A 15,007-nucleotide genomic window follows, 5' to 3' on the forward strand; every position below is an offset into this window, starting at 1 on the left:
TCGAGGATTTGAAAATGGCAATTGAAGGAAAAACGACCGACAAGGCGTCCAAGCGTATCCGCCTCGGCATGGTCGGCGGTGGCAGCGGCGCTTTCATTGGCGGCGTTCACCGCATGGCAGCGCGTCTCGACAACCGCTTCGAACTGGTGGCAGGCGCGCTATCGTCGACGCCGGAGAAGTCGAAGGCGTCCGGTCTTGAACTCGGTCTGGATGAAGACCGCTGCTACGGCTCCTATGAGGAAATGGCGCAGAAGGAAGCGGCGCGCGACGATGGTATCGATGCTGTCGCGATCGTTACGCCGAACCATGTGCACTTTCCGGCGGCCAAGGCCTTTCTGGAGCGTGGCATCCACGTCATCTGCGACAAGCCGCTGACCTCCAATCTCGAAGACGCCAGAAAGCTGAAAGAGGTTGCGGACACAGCTGACGCGCTCTTCGTGCTCACACACAACTACACCGGCTACCCCATGGTGCGGCACGCGCGCGAACTGGTGGAAAGCGGCGCGCTTGGCGATATTCGTCTGGTGCAGATGGAGTATCCGCAGGATTGGCTGGCAGAGCCGATCGAACAGACCGGAGCCAAACAGGCGGTGTGGAGAACGGACCCCGCACAGTCTGGTGCTGGCGGCTCCACCGGCGATATCGGCACCCATGCCTACAACCTCGGTTGTTTCATCTCCGGACTTGAGCTCGATGAGCTGGCTGCCGATGTACACACCTTTGTCGAGGGCCGACGTCTTGATGACAATGCGCATGTCATGCTTCGCTTCAAGGCGAAGGACGGCAAACAGGCGGCCAAAGGCCTTTTGTGGTGCAGCCAGGTCGCGGTTGGCCACGAAAACGGATTGAAGGTTCGTGTATACGGTACCAAGGCCGGACTGGAGTGGACCCAGGCCGATCCCAACTATCTGTGGTTCACCAAACTGGGAGAGCCGAAGCAGCTGATCACCCGCGGTGGCGCCGGCGCAGGGGATGCGGCATCCCGTGTCACGCGCATTCCGTCTGGCCACCCGGAAGGTTACTTAGAAGCCTTCGCGACGATCTATTCGGAGGCGGCCAATGCGATTGACGCACGCCGCAACGGTTCTGAACTCGACAAGGCCGTCATCTACCCGACCGTGGACGATGGTGTGAAAGGCGTTGCCTTTGTCGATGCGTGCATTCGTTCGTCCAAGGACAACGGCAACTGGGTCAAGCTCTGACGCGTTCCGCGATTTTTCAGGTTGGTATCTTGACCGACAGTTCTGTGTCGATCGTATCGACCATGTCTAAATACAAAAACCGCCGTGCGACAGCCTCGCACGGCGGTTTGCTGAATTACTATGTCCTCAGGCAGCGCCCGCTGGATCGCCTATTGGCAGGAGTGCGGGGTTGAGGGTCGGATCGTTGGGGTTCTTCGTATCGCCCGGATCCTTCACAGGGGGCACTGGCGGCTTTTCCTGAACTCGGTCGGGAATGCCCGGTGTCGATGTAGGACCACGCGGACTGTCGATCGTGGATTCGTCCAATGGATCACGGTTTGGCATGGTACGCTCCTTCGTTTGGGGTTCTCCAAGTAAACAGAAGCCCGCTCCATTGGTTCCCATTTTGCTTGCGTAGCGCCACTTCGTCCAACGGACGCCAATCGTAATTTTTCGTTAACCCCCTGTTAGCCATGCCGTTAAAGTTTTAGCTAAATTCTAACCAAGTTTCTTTTTCCGCCATACCTTCGCGATTATGTTGACCATAACGGCAATCAGACAGGCGCTGTCTACGGTTGCTTTCGGAATGACGCCTCCCGCTCAGGAGGCACGTGGACTTGTATGGAGTTGATAATGTCCTTTAAATTCAGATCTTATAATGTTGCCGCTGTAGCACTTTTGGCCGCAAGCCCGGTCGTCGCTGCAGACCTCACATCGTCTTATGAGGCACCTCCCGCCTATAACGAGCCTGCAAGCTCGTCCTGGACGGGTGCGTACGCAGGCGGTCATATCGGTGCCGCTATGCCAAGCGCGAACCCTTTCCGTGACGGCAAAGGTTTGGCTCTGGGCGTTCAGGGCGGCTACAACTACGATCTCGGCGGTGCAGTCGTGGGTGGTGAACTTGAGGCGACGCATTTGGGTGATACACGCGTATCTGTCCCGAACGGAAATCTGCGCGAGCGTTGGCGCGTTGCTGCCAAGGCAAAGGCTGGCGTTAAGATGGACGACACGCTAATTTACGGTACCGCTGGTCTAACCGTTACAAGCCTTCGCGACGGCGATAATGTGATCGGTCCCGACGGCATGAAGGAAGGCTACCTTCTCGGCGCAGGTATTGAGCACAAGTTCAATCAGCAGATATCTGGCAAGGTCGAATATAATTACGTTGCAACGAACGATGTTCGGACCTTCTCGGGCTCGACGACATCGCGTACCGACATCAGCGACAACGTTGTTAAGGGCGGTCTTAACTACCACTTCTAAGGTTATTGGCGGTATTGAAACCTGCCAATAAGGTGTCTTCAAGCAGGGCGGGCGAAACGCGCCTGCCTTACTTGGAGTGGCACACGGTCCGTACGCCAGATGCGTTGGCGAAAGTGTTGTCTGATGCGTGGTAGGATGGGTAGCGCGTTGCGCACCAGCGGATATGCTGGACCTCTTCGGCAGAAAGAAGAAGAGCTCCGCTGCCTTTCGTCGCGCCGCCATTGCTGAATGCGGACACGGAAACGTTCGTGCCTTCTTCCGCGGACGCTTCGCTCACATAGGCGGGATTGATAACGCTCAGAGCGAGCGATGGACTATTCGCGGCGCATACAAATGCTGCTGCAAAAAAAACTACGGATTTTATGTTTCCTGATCTTGACATTTTGGAAGTTCCTTTTCCGTATCTCGAAAAAGCAACGTAGCGAAGCCTGCTTTGGTTCCGCTGTTAACGAAGTCTTAGAATTCACGTGGCGGTGATTGTTACTTTCTGCTGCCTTTGCCTTGGTGATTCGAGCGGGGGCCGCCAGTATCAAAACATCAAAAGGCGCATGGGGGCTTAGTCGGTAGCTTTGCTATCACGTCCATGTGGTCGCGACTCTGGACCATCAACGGAGACGACGCGTCAGGCGCGGAGGATTTTTTTGGGGTTCCCATACGCGCATTCAACCCTATTGTCGCTCTTCTCGTCATCGGCTGTATGAATTGTTTGCTGGTGGCAATCGCTCATTCGATACGGTTGTGACATTCTCCAGCCACAAGGATGCGACGCTCGTTTGGGCCGTCTCAATTCTCGTCGGTTTGCCTCGTCTATAGCGGCTTGTTTCTTTTTCGCGTAAAGGTGCCGGTCATTGAGACGACATGAGAGGCAGCACACTTTTTTTAGTGGTGACGAAAGCTAAACTTCTAAAATCAGCCGGTGCCGATTTACATTGGGAACGGGACGTGGCGTCCTGACGTTCTGCGGCGATGAAACAGCGCTATCGTAATCTCATCTTCATCCTTGGCGATCAATTGTCCCACTCCATTTCAAGTCTGGAGGGGGCCGATCCGGGCCGAGATATAATTCTCATGTGCGAGGTGCATGAAGAAACGACTTATGTTCGGCACCATCGCAAGAAGATCGTCCTGATCCTGTCTGCCATGCGCCATTTCGCACAAGAGTTACGCGGTAAAGGATTCGATGTTCGCTACATCGAATTGGATGATGAGGCCAACTCTGGGAGCTTCACGAACGAGCTGAAGCGTGCAGTCAAAGAGACTAAACCGGAAAGAGTAATTGTCACCGAACCAGGCGAGTTTCGGGTATCGCAGGCAATGTCAGAGTGGGAAACGTCCTTCAACTTGCCAGTGGAGATACGCCTCGACAGTCGTTTTCTCTGTTCGAGGGAGGAGTTCGCCAATTGGGCCGAGGGACGGCGCGAGCTGAGGATGGAATTCTTTTACCGCGACATGCGGCGAAAGACAGGACTTCTCATGGAGGGCGATAAGCCGGTGGGAGGACGGTGGAACTTCGATGCAGAAAATCGAAAACCGGCCAAGCCAGATCTCTTCCGTCCGTCTCACTTGCATTTTCCGCCTGACGGCGTGACGCGACAGGTGATGACGTTGATTGATGGGCGCTTTGCCGATCATATGGGTGAGGCGGAGGGCTTTGCATTTGCGGTGACGCAACCGGATGCCGAGCGTGCGGCGGACGGTTTTATTGAGCATTTCTTGCCCAATTTCGGCGAAACGCAGGACGCCATGCTGACCAGCGATCCATTTCTCAACCACTCGCTTTTGTCTTTCTACATCAATCTCGGTCTGCTCGATCCCCTTGATATCTGCCGCAGGGCGGAGCGCGCTTTTCTAGAGGGTGAGGCACCACTCAATGCCGTGGAAGGCTTCATTCGACAGATTATCGGCTGGCGTGAGTATATGCGCGGGATTTACTGGCATTTCATGCCGGACTATGCAGCGCGGAATTTCTTCGACGCATCGCGATCGCTCCCATCCTTTTTCTGGGACGGCAAAACCAAAATGAACTGCCTTTCGACGGTAATCGGCGAAACCATCCAAAATGCCTATGCGCATCATATCCAGCGGTTGATGATTACCGGCAATTTCGCCCTTTTGGCAGGCCTCGACCCACATGCCGTGCATCAATGGTATCTGGAGGTGTATGCGGATGCCTTTGAGTGGGTTGAACTGCCGAATGTGATTGGAATGAGCCAGTTTGCCGATGGCGGTTTGCTTGGGTCAAAGCCCTACGCCGCGAGTGGCGCCTATATTTCCCGCATGTCGGACTACTGCGAAACCTGTCATTACGATGTGCGCAAAAAGACGGAAGAGGGCGCGTGCCCGTTCAATTCGCTGTACTGGGATTTCCTCGATAGAAACAGCGAGAAGCTTGGCGGAAACCGGCGTCTCGCTCAGCCCTATGCGACGTGGCGGCGGATGAAGGGCGAGCAACACAAGGCTTACAAGTCCGCTGCGCGAGCATTCTTGAAGAAACTCGATGACGCAGAACCTGTTTAGGAGTTCACGATGGTCATGACTTCGCTTCCCGAGGGGTTTCGGGCACTTGTTATCGGTTCAAGCGGCGGAATAGGTTCCGCTGTGTCCGAGGCATTGCGCCAGTATGGTCGCTGTGCCGAGATCGCTACCCTCTCGCGCTCCGAAGATGGCCTCGACATTACTGATGAGGCAAGTGTTCGGGATGCCGCTGCGCAATTGGAAGGCGAGTTTCATCTTATATTTTGTGCCACCGGCGCTCTCACCATCGACGGCGTCGGGCCTGAAAAGGCGCTTAAGCAACTTCATCCAGACGCGATGATGAAACAGTTTGCGCTGAACGCGCTTGGCCCTGCGCTCATCCTGAAACACTTCGCTACGAAGATGGTAAAACGCGAACGCGGTCTGATCGCGTTTTTATCCGCACGTGTGGGTTCTATAGGTGACAATCATCTTGGTGGCTGGATATCGTACCGTGCATCCAAGGCGGCCCTGAACCAGATCATTCGCACCGCCTCTATTGAATTTGCTCGCACCCACTCACAATCGGTGCTGGCCGCTCTCCACCCAGGAACGGTTGCAACCGGTCTCAGCGAAGACTACTCAAGCGGCCGCGAGCGTTTTCGCCCAGAGGAGAGCGCGGCCAAGATGTTGGCGGTTCTTGACGGGCTTCAGCCGGAGCAGAGCGGCAATTTTTTCGCATATGACGGATCGAGCATCGAGTGGTAGGGTCTGGGTAGCTAAGGGGTTTCTGCGTTCGCAAATCCTCCCCGCCTTACCTCGTTTATCCGATGCCGTTCGTCGGAGGTCGTCTTGCGGCGTGGCGAGTGCGCCATGCGTAGGCGGCATCGCTGTCATGACTTGCGTCTTGCAATCCGCGCCCCCATCTTCCCACTTTGAATTCCAATCGAACAATGCGTAAAGGCCGATGCGTCCGCAAGGACGGATTGAGCGCGCGCTCGCGGAGGTGGACCATGCAGTCGGCACCAAAATCCTTGCCCGAAATGAATTATGGTGAGAGACAGGCCATAATGAGCACTATAACGGAAGCTCTTTCCGATGCGGCAGAGCATGCAGAAGAAGAGGGGGAAGTGCGTCTTGTCGAAAATTTTCGCGCAATGGCCGCCATGATCGAAGGCGAAAGCGGCCAGCCGTCACCGGACAATTTTGGGGCGCTGGAGTTGATCTTGCAACAGGCCATGACGCTTCTGCAGCTCTACATGGAAAAATCCGCCCATAGCGGAACGCTCCATTGACGACCGTCGCAGTCCTCGCTCGCCGGTCAAAGCTCCGTGGCATTGTCGTATGGTTGCCATAGCCTGAAGAAGCGCTTAAGCCAATCTTCCGGATATTAAGCATATGAGCAATATCTGATTAAAATTTTCTCTCGCGCGAGTATGCTTTTCATGCCCTGTGACATGTATGGATGCGGCTGTGAAATTATCGGTCATTCTTAAGACGCTCAACGAAGAAAAGCGCATCGGCGCAGCGATTGAAAGTGTCATCGCCGCCCTGAAAGCCCTGCCTGACGCCGAAAGCGAAATCATTGTTGCGGATAGTGGTTCGCGCGACAGAACAGTCGAGATCGCGTCTAAATATCCTGTTATTGTTGCACAGATCCAAGCGCCTGCCACAGCCAGTTGCGGTGTCGGTCCGCAACTGGGCTTCCAATACAGTAAGGGTGAATTCATCTGTCTGATGGACGGCGATATGCTGCTGGATCCGACCTTCCTGCCAGAGGCGTTCGATTATCTAGATAAAAATCCGCGTGTCGCCGGTGTCAGTGGCGACATCAACGAGGTCAATCTGGACAATCTGGAGTTCACACGTCGGGTCCAGAGAATTGCTTCGCAGGTCAAGCACGGCGTTCGCGATCGTCTCAATGGCGGAGGCATTTATCGCCGGGTGGCCATTGAAGAGGCAGGATATTTCTCCGACCGCAATCTTCACGCTTTCGAGGAGTTCGATCTCGCGCAACGCCTTCGTCTGCGTGGCTGGACGCTGTATCTTCTGGATCGCCGCTATGTCGATCACTTCGGCCACAGTATCAATTCCTATATTCTGCTGACACGGCGCTGGTCCACCAAGTATCTGTTAGGCACTGGAGAGCTTCTGCGAGCGGCGTGGCGACAGGGCCGATTGAAGGCTGTGATCCAAGAAAATCCGGAGATGAAGCTCTGGCTTGGGGTATACGTCTGGTGGGCGCTGCTAATCGTTTTTTTGATCGGCGGCATTTTCCATCCGGCTTGGCTATCAGGCTTTGCCGTTGTGCTGCTGTTGCCGGTTCTGGTGATGATGCTCAAGAAAAAAAGCGTCTCGCTTGGCCTTTACGCCATCGTTGCGTGGTGCTTTCATGCCGCAGCACTGCCGTTTGGCCTTTTTGCGCCTAGACGAAATCCCACCGATTGGATCGAAAGCAAGTTGTTGAAGCCCTGATGAAAAAAAGCCTTCTTTGGTCACTGGTCGCCTCGCTTCTTCTGATCCGGCCAGCCTATGCCGAAGAATGGCTCGCTGTGCGAGAAACGTCGCTTGAAGTTCAAGCCGGCAGCCCGCTTGATTTTTCAAGCATTCTTCCAGAAACAAAGATCGACGAGAACACGCGGATCATCATTAATCCCGCTGGCAAACTTGCAATGGCGAACGACGCCACCAAGCCGCAGCGTTTTCTGTGTGCCTCACTCGCGCTCAGTCCAGCGTCCGGTGGATTTCCCGATCACGATGCAGCAGACCGCTATGCGCTTCAGCTCAAAAGACATGGCTACAACATAGCTCGTTTTCATTATGTCGATGCCGCACTGATGGCGGACCGCAGCAAGGATTTCGACTTCGATCCGCAGGTGCTGGACCGCGTCCATTACTTCATGGCAGCGCTGAAGCGAAACGGCATCTACTGGATCATGGACGGTTTGAGCTCCACCCGTGGGGCCTATGGTGGCTACGATGACCGTTGGGATCTGAAAGGCGACCTGAAAGTCGATGCGCAGATTGGTGACGAGGGTTTTAATCACTGGCTGACGTTCCAGAAGGCTTTCTTCAGCAAGGTTAATCCCTATACCGGCATCGCCCCTATTCGCGATCCGGCGCTCGTCGCCATCGTTCCCTTCAACGAAAACGGTCTGGAATTCGATTCCATGGTGCAGGAGGGCGTTCGGGGCAGCGCTTTTCAGAAGCAGCTTCGACCGCTTTTCAATGACTGGCTGCTGAAAAAATATGGCAGCGACGACGCGTTAAAACAGAAATGGGGCTGGTGGACGAAAGAGGGTAGCCTGGAAGACCGTTCCGTTGCGCTGCCAACGAACCGCAACGAACGTAGCGAACGGACGCGCGACCTGCAATCTTTCTTCATCGACGTGGAGCAGAATGCCACACGCCGCATGACCAAGGCGCTGCGCGATCTTGGCTTTCGCGGCATCGTCTTGCCTTACAATAACTGGCCGACGATCCAGACTGGTATCAGCCGCAGCATCCAGGATGCCGTGGCGATGAACACCTATCATGATTGGGTCGGCTCCTACGAGCCGGGCACGAGCATTGAGGGTAAAAGTTCGCTGGAAGATGGGCTGCGCTATCTGAGAACGGTGGGCGCTGCGCGCTGGCTCGGCCGCCCATTCGTCATCACCGAATATGATCATCTGTTCTGGAACGCTTATCGCTACGAAGCAGGTCTTGCCGCACCCGCTTTTGCGGCCTTGCAGGGATGGGACGTTTTGTGCAGGCACGCGCACGGTCCGATCGTTCTCGCTTATGGCGAAGATTTTAAATTTAAAAAGCAGATACTGCCCTACACGATTGCACTCGACCCCGTGGCGCGGGCTGGCGAGACGCTATCAGCGCTCGTCTTTCGTCGTGGCGATGCCAAGAGCGCGCCGCTCGATATCCCGTTCCTGGTGGATGGGCAGAAGGGCCTGCCTCAGGGCGTCAACGATATGGAGCCCGAGCTTTTGACGCGCCTTGGTCTTCTCGGGGCTATCGGCCTTCAATCGATTGCTGAGGCGAAGCCGGGTGTTGTGGCTGTCGATCCCGCGCGAGAGGGCGAGACGCCGATGGCGATCGTGGCAGAGTTCAAGCAAGCAGGACGCCTCGACCCCTCCAGCCCGTCCGATCTCGACAATGGCAACGTTGTAAGCCAGACCGGTGAGCTGCAACTGGACGCTGCCGCAAAGGCGCTGGCTTTGAGAACGTCGATGACGGAGGCGGTGGCTTTCGACAAAGTAGGAGATGGCGTCGAGCTCGGAACGATCAGTGTTAAAAAGGCGGACGGGAGAGGGCTACTGTCGCTATCCTCTCTGGACGGTGTGCCCTTGGGACAGAGCAAACGCCAGCTTTTGATCCTGGCATCTGATGCGCGCAATTCCGGCATGCGCTTTCGCGATGCCGATCAACACGTCATCGAAAATTTCGGTCATCTGCCTGTGCTGATCAGGCGCATGACGGTTGGTATCCGATTTGAGGGCCCTGGCACCTTCAAGGTTTCGCCCGTCGGTCTGGATGGACGGGTTCGGCCCCCTGTAGCAACCGCAAAGAGCGGCGAGACGATACAATTGTCGAACGATACGCCAAATGGTCCGACGACCTACTTCCTTGTGGAAAGAGCGGAATAAAGCGCGCAGCGATCTTTAGAAAAGCCCGTGCGCTCGGAGTTTTTAATCCGCAAAGGCTGAAGCGGATCGCGATCGTCCAGATACGCCCTTCATGCCTTTGCGAGAACGATATGCTTCAAGGCGGTTTAGTAGAAATCGCGCGTCAGACGTGTCCAACCTTCACCGCCAAGCCCACCAAAATAAGCTTGGCCACTTACCATAGCATCCTTGAACAACGCAGAGCGGCAGGTCGCGGAGATGCCGGTGAAGTAGCGGTACCAGATGCGGCGGTAGCGGGAGAGGGAGCGGATCATTTCGGGTCTTGCCTGCGAGCAGGCATAGGTAAAGCCCGATTGCTGCAAGGCCAGCAAGGCGGCATCGACAACGGCATCCTGAGCGCTGTCTGCGTAAAGAAGATCGAGTATCTGCGCTGAGCCGCCCATTTCGCCCACAAATGAGAAGACGCCGACTATGTTGCCGTTTTTATCCTGGACCTGTGCCAGCATCAGCCTGCCCCGTCCGTCCTCTCCAGCGGAGGCACTGACTGCCCAAGACACGTAGGTTTCGTCATACACGGGGGCGACAACATAGCGTGCCAGATAGCGGTTGGCGTAGTCGGCAAAGACAGCGGGAGTTGCCTCCACCACACTGTGTCCGTCTGGGGTCTTCACATCTTTCGCAAGGCTGTTATCAGGAAGCTGGCCACGGCTGATGAAGCGCGGAAAGCGGTCGAACAATTTCATTCTGAGAAAGCTGATCAGCGCCGGTACGGGTTTGAACATTTTGTACCAGCGCAGCGCTTGCACCTGCAGCTCTATCCCTCCGATTGCCTTGAAGTGGGCCACGGCGATGGGGGCGCCGCTGTCTGTGAAGAGGATATTGTCCGCCTTTGGGCGCGCGCTCAAAAACACGGCCGCTGCTGCCCGTGGGTTCGCATCGGGGGCAGTCGTGAAGCCGCAGGCGAGCCTTGAGATAACGATTTCCTCACCGACACGATAGGTGAGCGGTATAATGTTCAAAACTGTCTTCAATGTTCCTGTCTCATCGGCGGAGACGAGGCTGCCGTTCTCGGGCGTGTAATTGGGGTGTGAGAACAGGATGTGAGACAGATGGGCTTCAAGCGCTTTCGTTTTTGGCTGAGAATTGGGTCGAAACACCGAGCTGAAAAGCGCGCTCATTTGGGGAATATCAGCAAGTTCTGCGGGCCGAAGCTTCGAAGTGGCTTTTGTCGTCATGTTTGAACCTCTTTGCTTGCTGCGATAGAACGGGCGACGAAGGCTCTAACCACGAGCCATGAAGCGATCACGATGCTAAATTCGATAATATATGCCGAGATGAAAATTCCGTAGGGTGGCCAAATCCATGCTGCCACGCCGATAACGAGTGCGCCGACGCCGTTTGCGAGGTTCAAGACCCAGGCGCGGGCTCCGTGTTCGCCGGCCGCTCCGAGAAGGTCGACTGCAACCGACCAGATTGCGATGAACAGGATCAGAGGCGCCAAAATCCGAAGAAACGTCGGCAGGGATACATATTCCGCTCCGAAGATCAGCGGCATGAAAGAGGCGGAGAAGAATATAAACAGCGCTGCGGCCAGTCCGAGAGCGATCGCTATTGCCAGGATACGCATCGTCAGCTTGAAGGCATGATGGATACCATTGACGCTGGCCACGGCAAGGTGAGGGTAAATGAGCCGGTTGAGCGCATCGACCGCCATATAGCTGCTATCGGTGATACGCCTGGCGACGCCGTAACTGCCTACCATTTCGGGACCGGCCACGAAGCCGAGAACCAGAAGGTCGACATTCTGGCGAAAGGCGCGGAAAATAAACGGAGTGGCGAAGAGAACCCCGAGGCGGATTTCGGGACGGTCCAGCCTGTAGTCCGGGCGCGCGATGCGGAAGGCGATCGAACCATAAAGCACGAGCGTCAGCGCATATGAAATCATCTGCCATGTTGCCCAGCTCTCGACCGTATCGACTTTGAACGCGAGGCAGGCGAGCGCTGCTGTCAATGTGCGGATAAGCGCAAAGCCCATGATGGAAGCGTTGGCCGCGCCGTTTCTGCGGTGGGCCAGGAAGATCGTTTCGCCCAGCATGATCAGGCGCACCAGGACGATGTTCGTCAAAAGCAGCTGAAAGGTTATCCAGATATTCGCACCCGACGTTTCTCCAAAACGCATGAAGTGCGGCAGCACGAGCACTCCGAGCGAGACCAATACGGCTCCACTGACGGCGCTGAGGATGATGCTGTGGCCGAAGATACGCGGGAAGCAGGATGGATCTTGCGGCACACGACGGACAAGAGATTCCGATGCACCCATTCCGCACAGATGAACGGCGATGCTGGTAATGGCAATAAATGACACATAACGACCGAACTCTTCGGCACCGAACGTGCGGGCCAGTATCGCGAACGTGATGAGCTGCGCGGCGTTAGCAATCAGAAGACTTGCCGAGGATGCGCTATAGGACAAGAGCATTCCAAGCAATCTGGATGTATTTCCGGGTGCGTTTCTTGCCATGTTTCATTCCGTGCCGAGAAAGAGGAAGGGCGTAAACCATTTCTCAGCGGTCTGTGTGGTTTATGGGAGCTATAAGCTGAAAATGTTTCGTTTCGATTGACACAGAGGCCAGTCGCGCATGTACGAGTATCCAACGCAAAAGCGTGTCGAGCGCCCAAAGCCGGAGCCTTCGCCGCGCCCAAACGTCGATAACCGACCGGCTGCATCCTCCGGCCCGATCATTACTCCCGGCAACGTCTTTCTTTGGCTGCGTCGCGGGCTCTTCATCATTCTGCTCTTCGGTATCATCGGCGCTTTGGGGGGCATTGCCTTTGGCGTCCTCACCAAACCGCGCTATACGGCTTCGATGGATATCCTGTTGCCGCCACCTTCAGGCCAGGTCCTTCCGAACGAATTGACGGCTCCTGCCATTCAGAGTGAAGCCCAAATCCTCGACATCTCCAGCAAAATTCTGCTACTCAACTCCGGTAATGTTCTCAGACAAACTGTCGAGCGAGAGCAGTTGCAGCAGCTTCCAGAGTTCAATCCTTCGCTCGAAGGCGGTTTCAATCTGATGCAGGCGCTCGGCCTGTCCAAGCCGCAGCCGCCGGGGGATCAGACCTTGACGGCGATGAGAATTCTCGACAAGCGCATCAAGGTCGGCCGTGAAGGTGGAACCTACCTCATCAACATCAGTCTCTGGACACGCGATCCGGAGCGCTCGGTCAAGATATTGGCGGCACTCACCGACTCCTTCAAACAGGAACTTGAGGCGGCGCGCAGCGATTTTGCCAAGAGCGCAAGCACTGCGCTCGCAACGCGTCTTGAAGAGCTAAGAGATGCCGCGACACAGGCCGCCAGTGCAGTCGTGGAGTTCCGGCAGAAAAACAATCTTCTCGATCTTGGCAGCGCAGGTTCCGTTAACGTTCAAAGTCTGTCTCAGCTGAACACCCAGTTGAACGATGCCAATTCCAGATTGCAGGACCTTAAGGCCCGTTACAAAAAGCTCAGTCAAACCTCTGCAAATGGTGCTGCCGGTGCCAATTCTCTATCTTCGCCGCTCCTCGACACGCTGCGCTCGCAATATTCGGTTCTCAAACAGCAATATGACGAGTTGGCGCTGACCTATGGGGAACGCTATCCCAAGCTCGCCGCTTCACGCGCGCAGCTTGCGACTCTCAGAACCGAAATCGCGCGGGAGACAGAACGCGTCTTGCAGAGCGTCAAGATCGAAATGGACCAGGCTCAGAGTGCTGTCGATTCTCTTCGTACCCAGATCAATAACGCTCAGGGCCGGGTATCGAACGACGATGCGGCGCAAGTTCAGTTGCAGGATTTGCAGAGAAATGCCGAAGCAAAGGCCGCACTCTATGATACGTTCCTGAAGCGTGCGGGCGAAACGGGAGAGCAGGAACAGCTCAATGTTTCCAATCTTCGCATAGTGACTGAACCGGTGCCGCCTGAAAGGCGTAGCTTTCCACCTCCGACATCACTGCTGGCAATCGGCGGCCTGATCGCCGGGCTTCTGCTGGGTGCGTTCTTCGTGATCTCGGGCCGCACCGTCATCGAGCTGAGGCGAAACGACTGGCGGTTCGATCGGATCGTGTGATGCAGGTAACGACGGTCCCGGCAGTGCAGGTGAATGCTCAGCATGAAAAGATCAGGGTCGCGATCTTCATGGCCGTATTCCTGTTCTTCTGGATCACCACGAATCCGTTTATCGACCTCGTGCAATTGCAGGCTGCCGGCCTGGATGGGTCGACCGGTTCCAATGTCGTCAACCAGATTACGTTCCTGCTGATCACGTCGCTGACGATCTATGTCGCCGTGACTCATCCCCTGCGGGCGCAGATCTGTCGTCCAAGACTTCTGATCATCGCGCTTCTATCTTGGTTTTTCATCTCCTCCGCTCTGTCGGACTATCCAGTCGATGGGATAAAACGAACGATCCTCGCGACCATGACGTTCTTCAACGCTGGCATGTTCCTGCTTCTTCCCCGTTCGGAGGAGCAGTTCACGCGTCTGCTGCTATATGGAACGTCCATCACGCTTGGAGTTGCCTATTTCGGCGTTCTCTTTCTACCCCGTTTGTCGATCCACCAGGCGACCGAAGTGCTTGAGCCAATGAACGCCGGTTACTGGAGAGGACATTACCCGCATAAGAATCTCGCCGCGGCGGTGACACTGCAACTCACCTTTTGCGGACTCTACTTTCGCAGTGCGGGCTGGAAAAAGAGCGGGATTGCCATAACCTTCCTCTCCGTGTTCTTTCTCATTCACACGGGCGGAAAATCGTCGACGGCAATGTTGCCGATGATCCTCGTTCTACAATGGATATTCGAGAAATTTCGCTGGACCCGATGGTTTATCGCGGTCGGTGGCATCGTAGCCTTTAACACGCTGATCCTTGGTGCGACGCTCTTTCCGGACTTCCGTGACCTCGTAGCATCTCTCGGGATCGATCCGACCTTCACAAACCGATCGGACATATGGAAAGTCGCGTTCGATGGCATCGCCCGTTCGCCGATCTTTGGCTACGGCTTTCAAGGTTTCTGGCAGACGCCCAACATGATGCATAGCCCTGCCGCCTTGGAAAACTGGGCAGTCAGAGCGTTCAACGGACATAATGCTTACGTTGATACGCTGCTGACGACCGGCATTCCAGGGCTGTTGCTGGCGCTTGCTCTCGTTATCCTGGTGCCGATGCGCGCCATAGCCTGCCTTGACCGAACACCGTCGAACGATCCCGCATTGACTCGCTTGTTTCAGCGCACATGGCTTTGCGTGCTTTACTCCGCCTGCTTGGAGGCTGTTTTCTTCCAGAACGGAAGTGCAGTGTTCTTCGCTTTCCTCATCTCCATTTTCGGATTGGTTCTGCAGTCGAGGATGAGTCTCGTAAAAGAACACGTCGCAGCCAGGGAGGGAAGCCGTGGCGTTTCTATCCAAGGCCAGCTGTAAACTCAATTATTTGCGCGATCGCTTGGCCGAAA

Annotated in this window: 13 protein-coding genes; 9 read left to right on the plus strand and 4 right to left on the minus strand. The window is 55.6% G+C overall.

From position 1 onward, the window contains the following. Positions 1 to 14: 14 nt before the first annotated feature. A complete protein-coding gene (locus QZ862_RS05905) occupies positions 15 to 1,202 on the plus strand; it encodes a Gfo/Idh/MocA family oxidoreductase (RefSeq protein WP_296098172.1) in 1,188 nt (395 codons plus the stop codon). 126 nt (positions 1,203 to 1,328) lie between these two features. Here QZ862_RS05905 and QZ862_RS05910 read toward each other — a convergent pair whose 3' ends face one another. Next, positions 1,329 to 1,526, minus strand: coding sequence for a hypothetical protein (locus QZ862_RS05910; protein ID WP_062441777.1), 198 nt, complete (start codon positions 1,524 to 1,526; stop codon positions 1,329 to 1,331). 288 nt (positions 1,527 to 1,814) lie between these two features. On the opposite strand from QZ862_RS05910, the gene QZ862_RS05915 reads away from it, so the two are divergent. Beyond that, on the plus strand, positions 1,815 to 2,444 hold the full coding sequence (locus QZ862_RS05915) for an outer membrane beta-barrel protein (RefSeq protein ID WP_296098175.1): 630 nt from the start codon (positions 1,815 to 1,817) through the stop codon (positions 2,442 to 2,444). Between the two features lie 67 nt (positions 2,445 to 2,511). Here the strand turns inward: QZ862_RS05915 and QZ862_RS21305 are convergent, their stop codons facing one another. Then, positions 2,512 to 2,826, minus strand: a complete 315-nt coding sequence (locus QZ862_RS21305) for a BA14K family protein (RefSeq protein ID WP_363315903.1) — start codon at positions 2,824 to 2,826, stop codon at positions 2,512 to 2,514. Positions 2,827 to 3,410: 584 nt separating this feature from the next. Here QZ862_RS21305 and QZ862_RS05920 point away from each other — a divergent pair. The 5 genes from QZ862_RS05920 to QZ862_RS05940 all read left to right on the plus strand — a co-directional run bounded on the left by QZ862_RS05920 (position 3,411) and on the right by QZ862_RS05940 (position 9,538). Then, on the plus strand, positions 3,411 to 4,961 hold the full coding sequence (locus QZ862_RS05920) for a cryptochrome/photolyase family protein (RefSeq protein ID WP_296017442.1): 1,551 nt from the start codon (positions 3,411 to 3,413) through the stop codon (positions 4,959 to 4,961). A gap of 15 nt (positions 4,962 to 4,976) precedes the next feature. Next, positions 4,977 to 5,666 carry an SDR family NAD(P)-dependent oxidoreductase gene (locus tag QZ862_RS05925; RefSeq protein WP_296017627.1) on the plus strand — a complete coding sequence of 230 codons (690 nt, stop codon included), beginning with the start codon at positions 4,977 to 4,979 and terminating at the stop codon, positions 5,664 to 5,666. Between the two features lie 302 nt (positions 5,667 to 5,968). Then, positions 5,969 to 6,193 carry a hypothetical protein gene (locus tag QZ862_RS05930; protein ID WP_296017441.1) on the plus strand — a complete coding sequence of 75 codons (225 nt, stop codon included), beginning with the start codon at positions 5,969 to 5,971 and terminating at the stop codon, positions 6,191 to 6,193. Between the two features lie 178 nt (positions 6,194 to 6,371). Beyond that, the gene (locus tag QZ862_RS05935) at positions 6,372 to 7,373 is read left to right on the plus strand and encodes a glycosyltransferase (protein WP_296098178.1); all 1,002 of its coding nucleotides are present in this window, start codon (positions 6,372 to 6,374) and stop codon (positions 7,371 to 7,373) included. After that, positions 7,373 to 9,538 (plus strand): glycoside hydrolase, encoded by a 2,166-nt coding sequence (locus tag QZ862_RS05940; protein ID WP_296098180.1) that lies wholly within the window; start codon positions 7,373 to 7,375, stop codon positions 9,536 to 9,538. The genes QZ862_RS05935 and QZ862_RS05940 overlap by 1 nt, the downstream gene beginning before the upstream one ends. A 125-nt stretch (positions 9,539 to 9,663) precedes the next feature. On the opposite strand, the gene QZ862_RS05945 is transcribed toward QZ862_RS05940, so the two are convergent. Next, positions 9,664 to 10,752 (minus strand): hypothetical protein, encoded by a 1,089-nt coding sequence (locus QZ862_RS05945; RefSeq protein ID WP_296098183.1) that lies wholly within the window; start codon positions 10,750 to 10,752, stop codon positions 9,664 to 9,666. Further along, complete coding sequence (locus tag QZ862_RS05950) at positions 10,749 to 12,038, minus strand: lipopolysaccharide biosynthesis protein (RefSeq protein ID WP_296098186.1); 1,290 nt, start codon at positions 12,036 to 12,038, stop codon at positions 10,749 to 10,751. Before QZ862_RS05950 ends, QZ862_RS05945 begins: the two co-directional genes overlap by 4 nt. A 118-nt stretch (positions 12,039 to 12,156) precedes the next feature. On the opposite strand from QZ862_RS05950, the gene QZ862_RS05955 reads away from it, so the two are divergent. Both QZ862_RS05955 and QZ862_RS05960 read left to right on the plus strand, forming a co-directional pair. Then, on the plus strand, positions 12,157 to 13,626 hold the full coding sequence (locus QZ862_RS05955) for a GumC family protein (protein ID WP_296098189.1): 1,470 nt from the start codon (positions 12,157 to 12,159) through the stop codon (positions 13,624 to 13,626). Beyond that, the gene (locus QZ862_RS05960; RefSeq protein ID WP_296039659.1) at positions 13,626 to 14,975 is read left to right on the plus strand and encodes an O-antigen ligase; all 1,350 of its coding nucleotides are present in this window, start codon (positions 13,626 to 13,628) and stop codon (positions 14,973 to 14,975) included. Before QZ862_RS05955 ends, QZ862_RS05960 begins: the two co-directional genes overlap by 1 nt. Positions 14,976 to 15,007 lie beyond the last annotated feature (32 nt).

This window comes from uncultured Agrobacterium sp. (assembly GCA_913777615.1).
In the GTDB taxonomy this organism is placed as follows: Bacteria; Pseudomonadota; Alphaproteobacteria; order Rhizobiales; family Rhizobiaceae; genus Agrobacterium.

What these genes read in the sequence shown, in the direction of transcription:
- QZ862_RS05950 (WP_296098186.1), bottom strand. Translation starts at nt 12,038, where the DNA reads ATGGCAAGAAACGCACCCGGAAATACATCCAGATTGCTTGGAATGCTC.
- QZ862_RS05930 (WP_296017441.1), top strand. Translation starts at nt 5,969, where the DNA reads ATGAGCACTATAACGGAAGCTCTTTCCGATGCGGCAGAGCATGCAGAA.
- QZ862_RS21305 (WP_363315903.1), bottom strand. Translation starts at nt 2,826, where the DNA reads ATGTCAAGATCAGGAAACATAAAATCCGTAGTTTTTTTTGCAGCAGCA.
- QZ862_RS05955 (WP_296098189.1), top strand. Translation starts at nt 12,157, where the DNA reads ATGTACGAGTATCCAACGCAAAAGCGTGTCGAGCGCCCAAAGCCGGAG.
- QZ862_RS05925 (WP_296017627.1), top strand. Translation starts at nt 4,977, where the DNA reads ATGACTTCGCTTCCCGAGGGGTTTCGGGCACTTGTTATCGGTTCAAGC.
- QZ862_RS05910 (WP_062441777.1), bottom strand. Translation starts at nt 1,526, where the DNA reads ATGCCAAACCGTGATCCATTGGACGAATCCACGATCGACAGTCCGCGT.
- QZ862_RS05920 (WP_296017442.1), top strand. Translation starts at nt 3,411, where the DNA reads ATGAAACAGCGCTATCGTAATCTCATCTTCATCCTTGGCGATCAATTG.
- QZ862_RS05945 (WP_296098183.1), bottom strand. Translation starts at nt 10,752, where the DNA reads ATGACGACAAAAGCCACTTCGAAGCTTCGGCCCGCAGAACTTGCTGAT.
- QZ862_RS05940 (WP_296098180.1), top strand. Translation starts at nt 7,373, where the DNA reads ATGAAAAAAAGCCTTCTTTGGTCACTGGTCGCCTCGCTTCTTCTGATC.
- QZ862_RS05960 (WP_296039659.1), top strand. Translation starts at nt 13,626, where the DNA reads ATGCAGGTAACGACGGTCCCGGCAGTGCAGGTGAATGCTCAGCATGAA.
- QZ862_RS05905 (WP_296098172.1), top strand. Translation starts at nt 15, where the DNA reads ATGGCAATTGAAGGAAAAACGACCGACAAGGCGTCCAAGCGTATCCGC.
- QZ862_RS05915 (WP_296098175.1), top strand. Translation starts at nt 1,815, where the DNA reads ATGTCCTTTAAATTCAGATCTTATAATGTTGCCGCTGTAGCACTTTTG.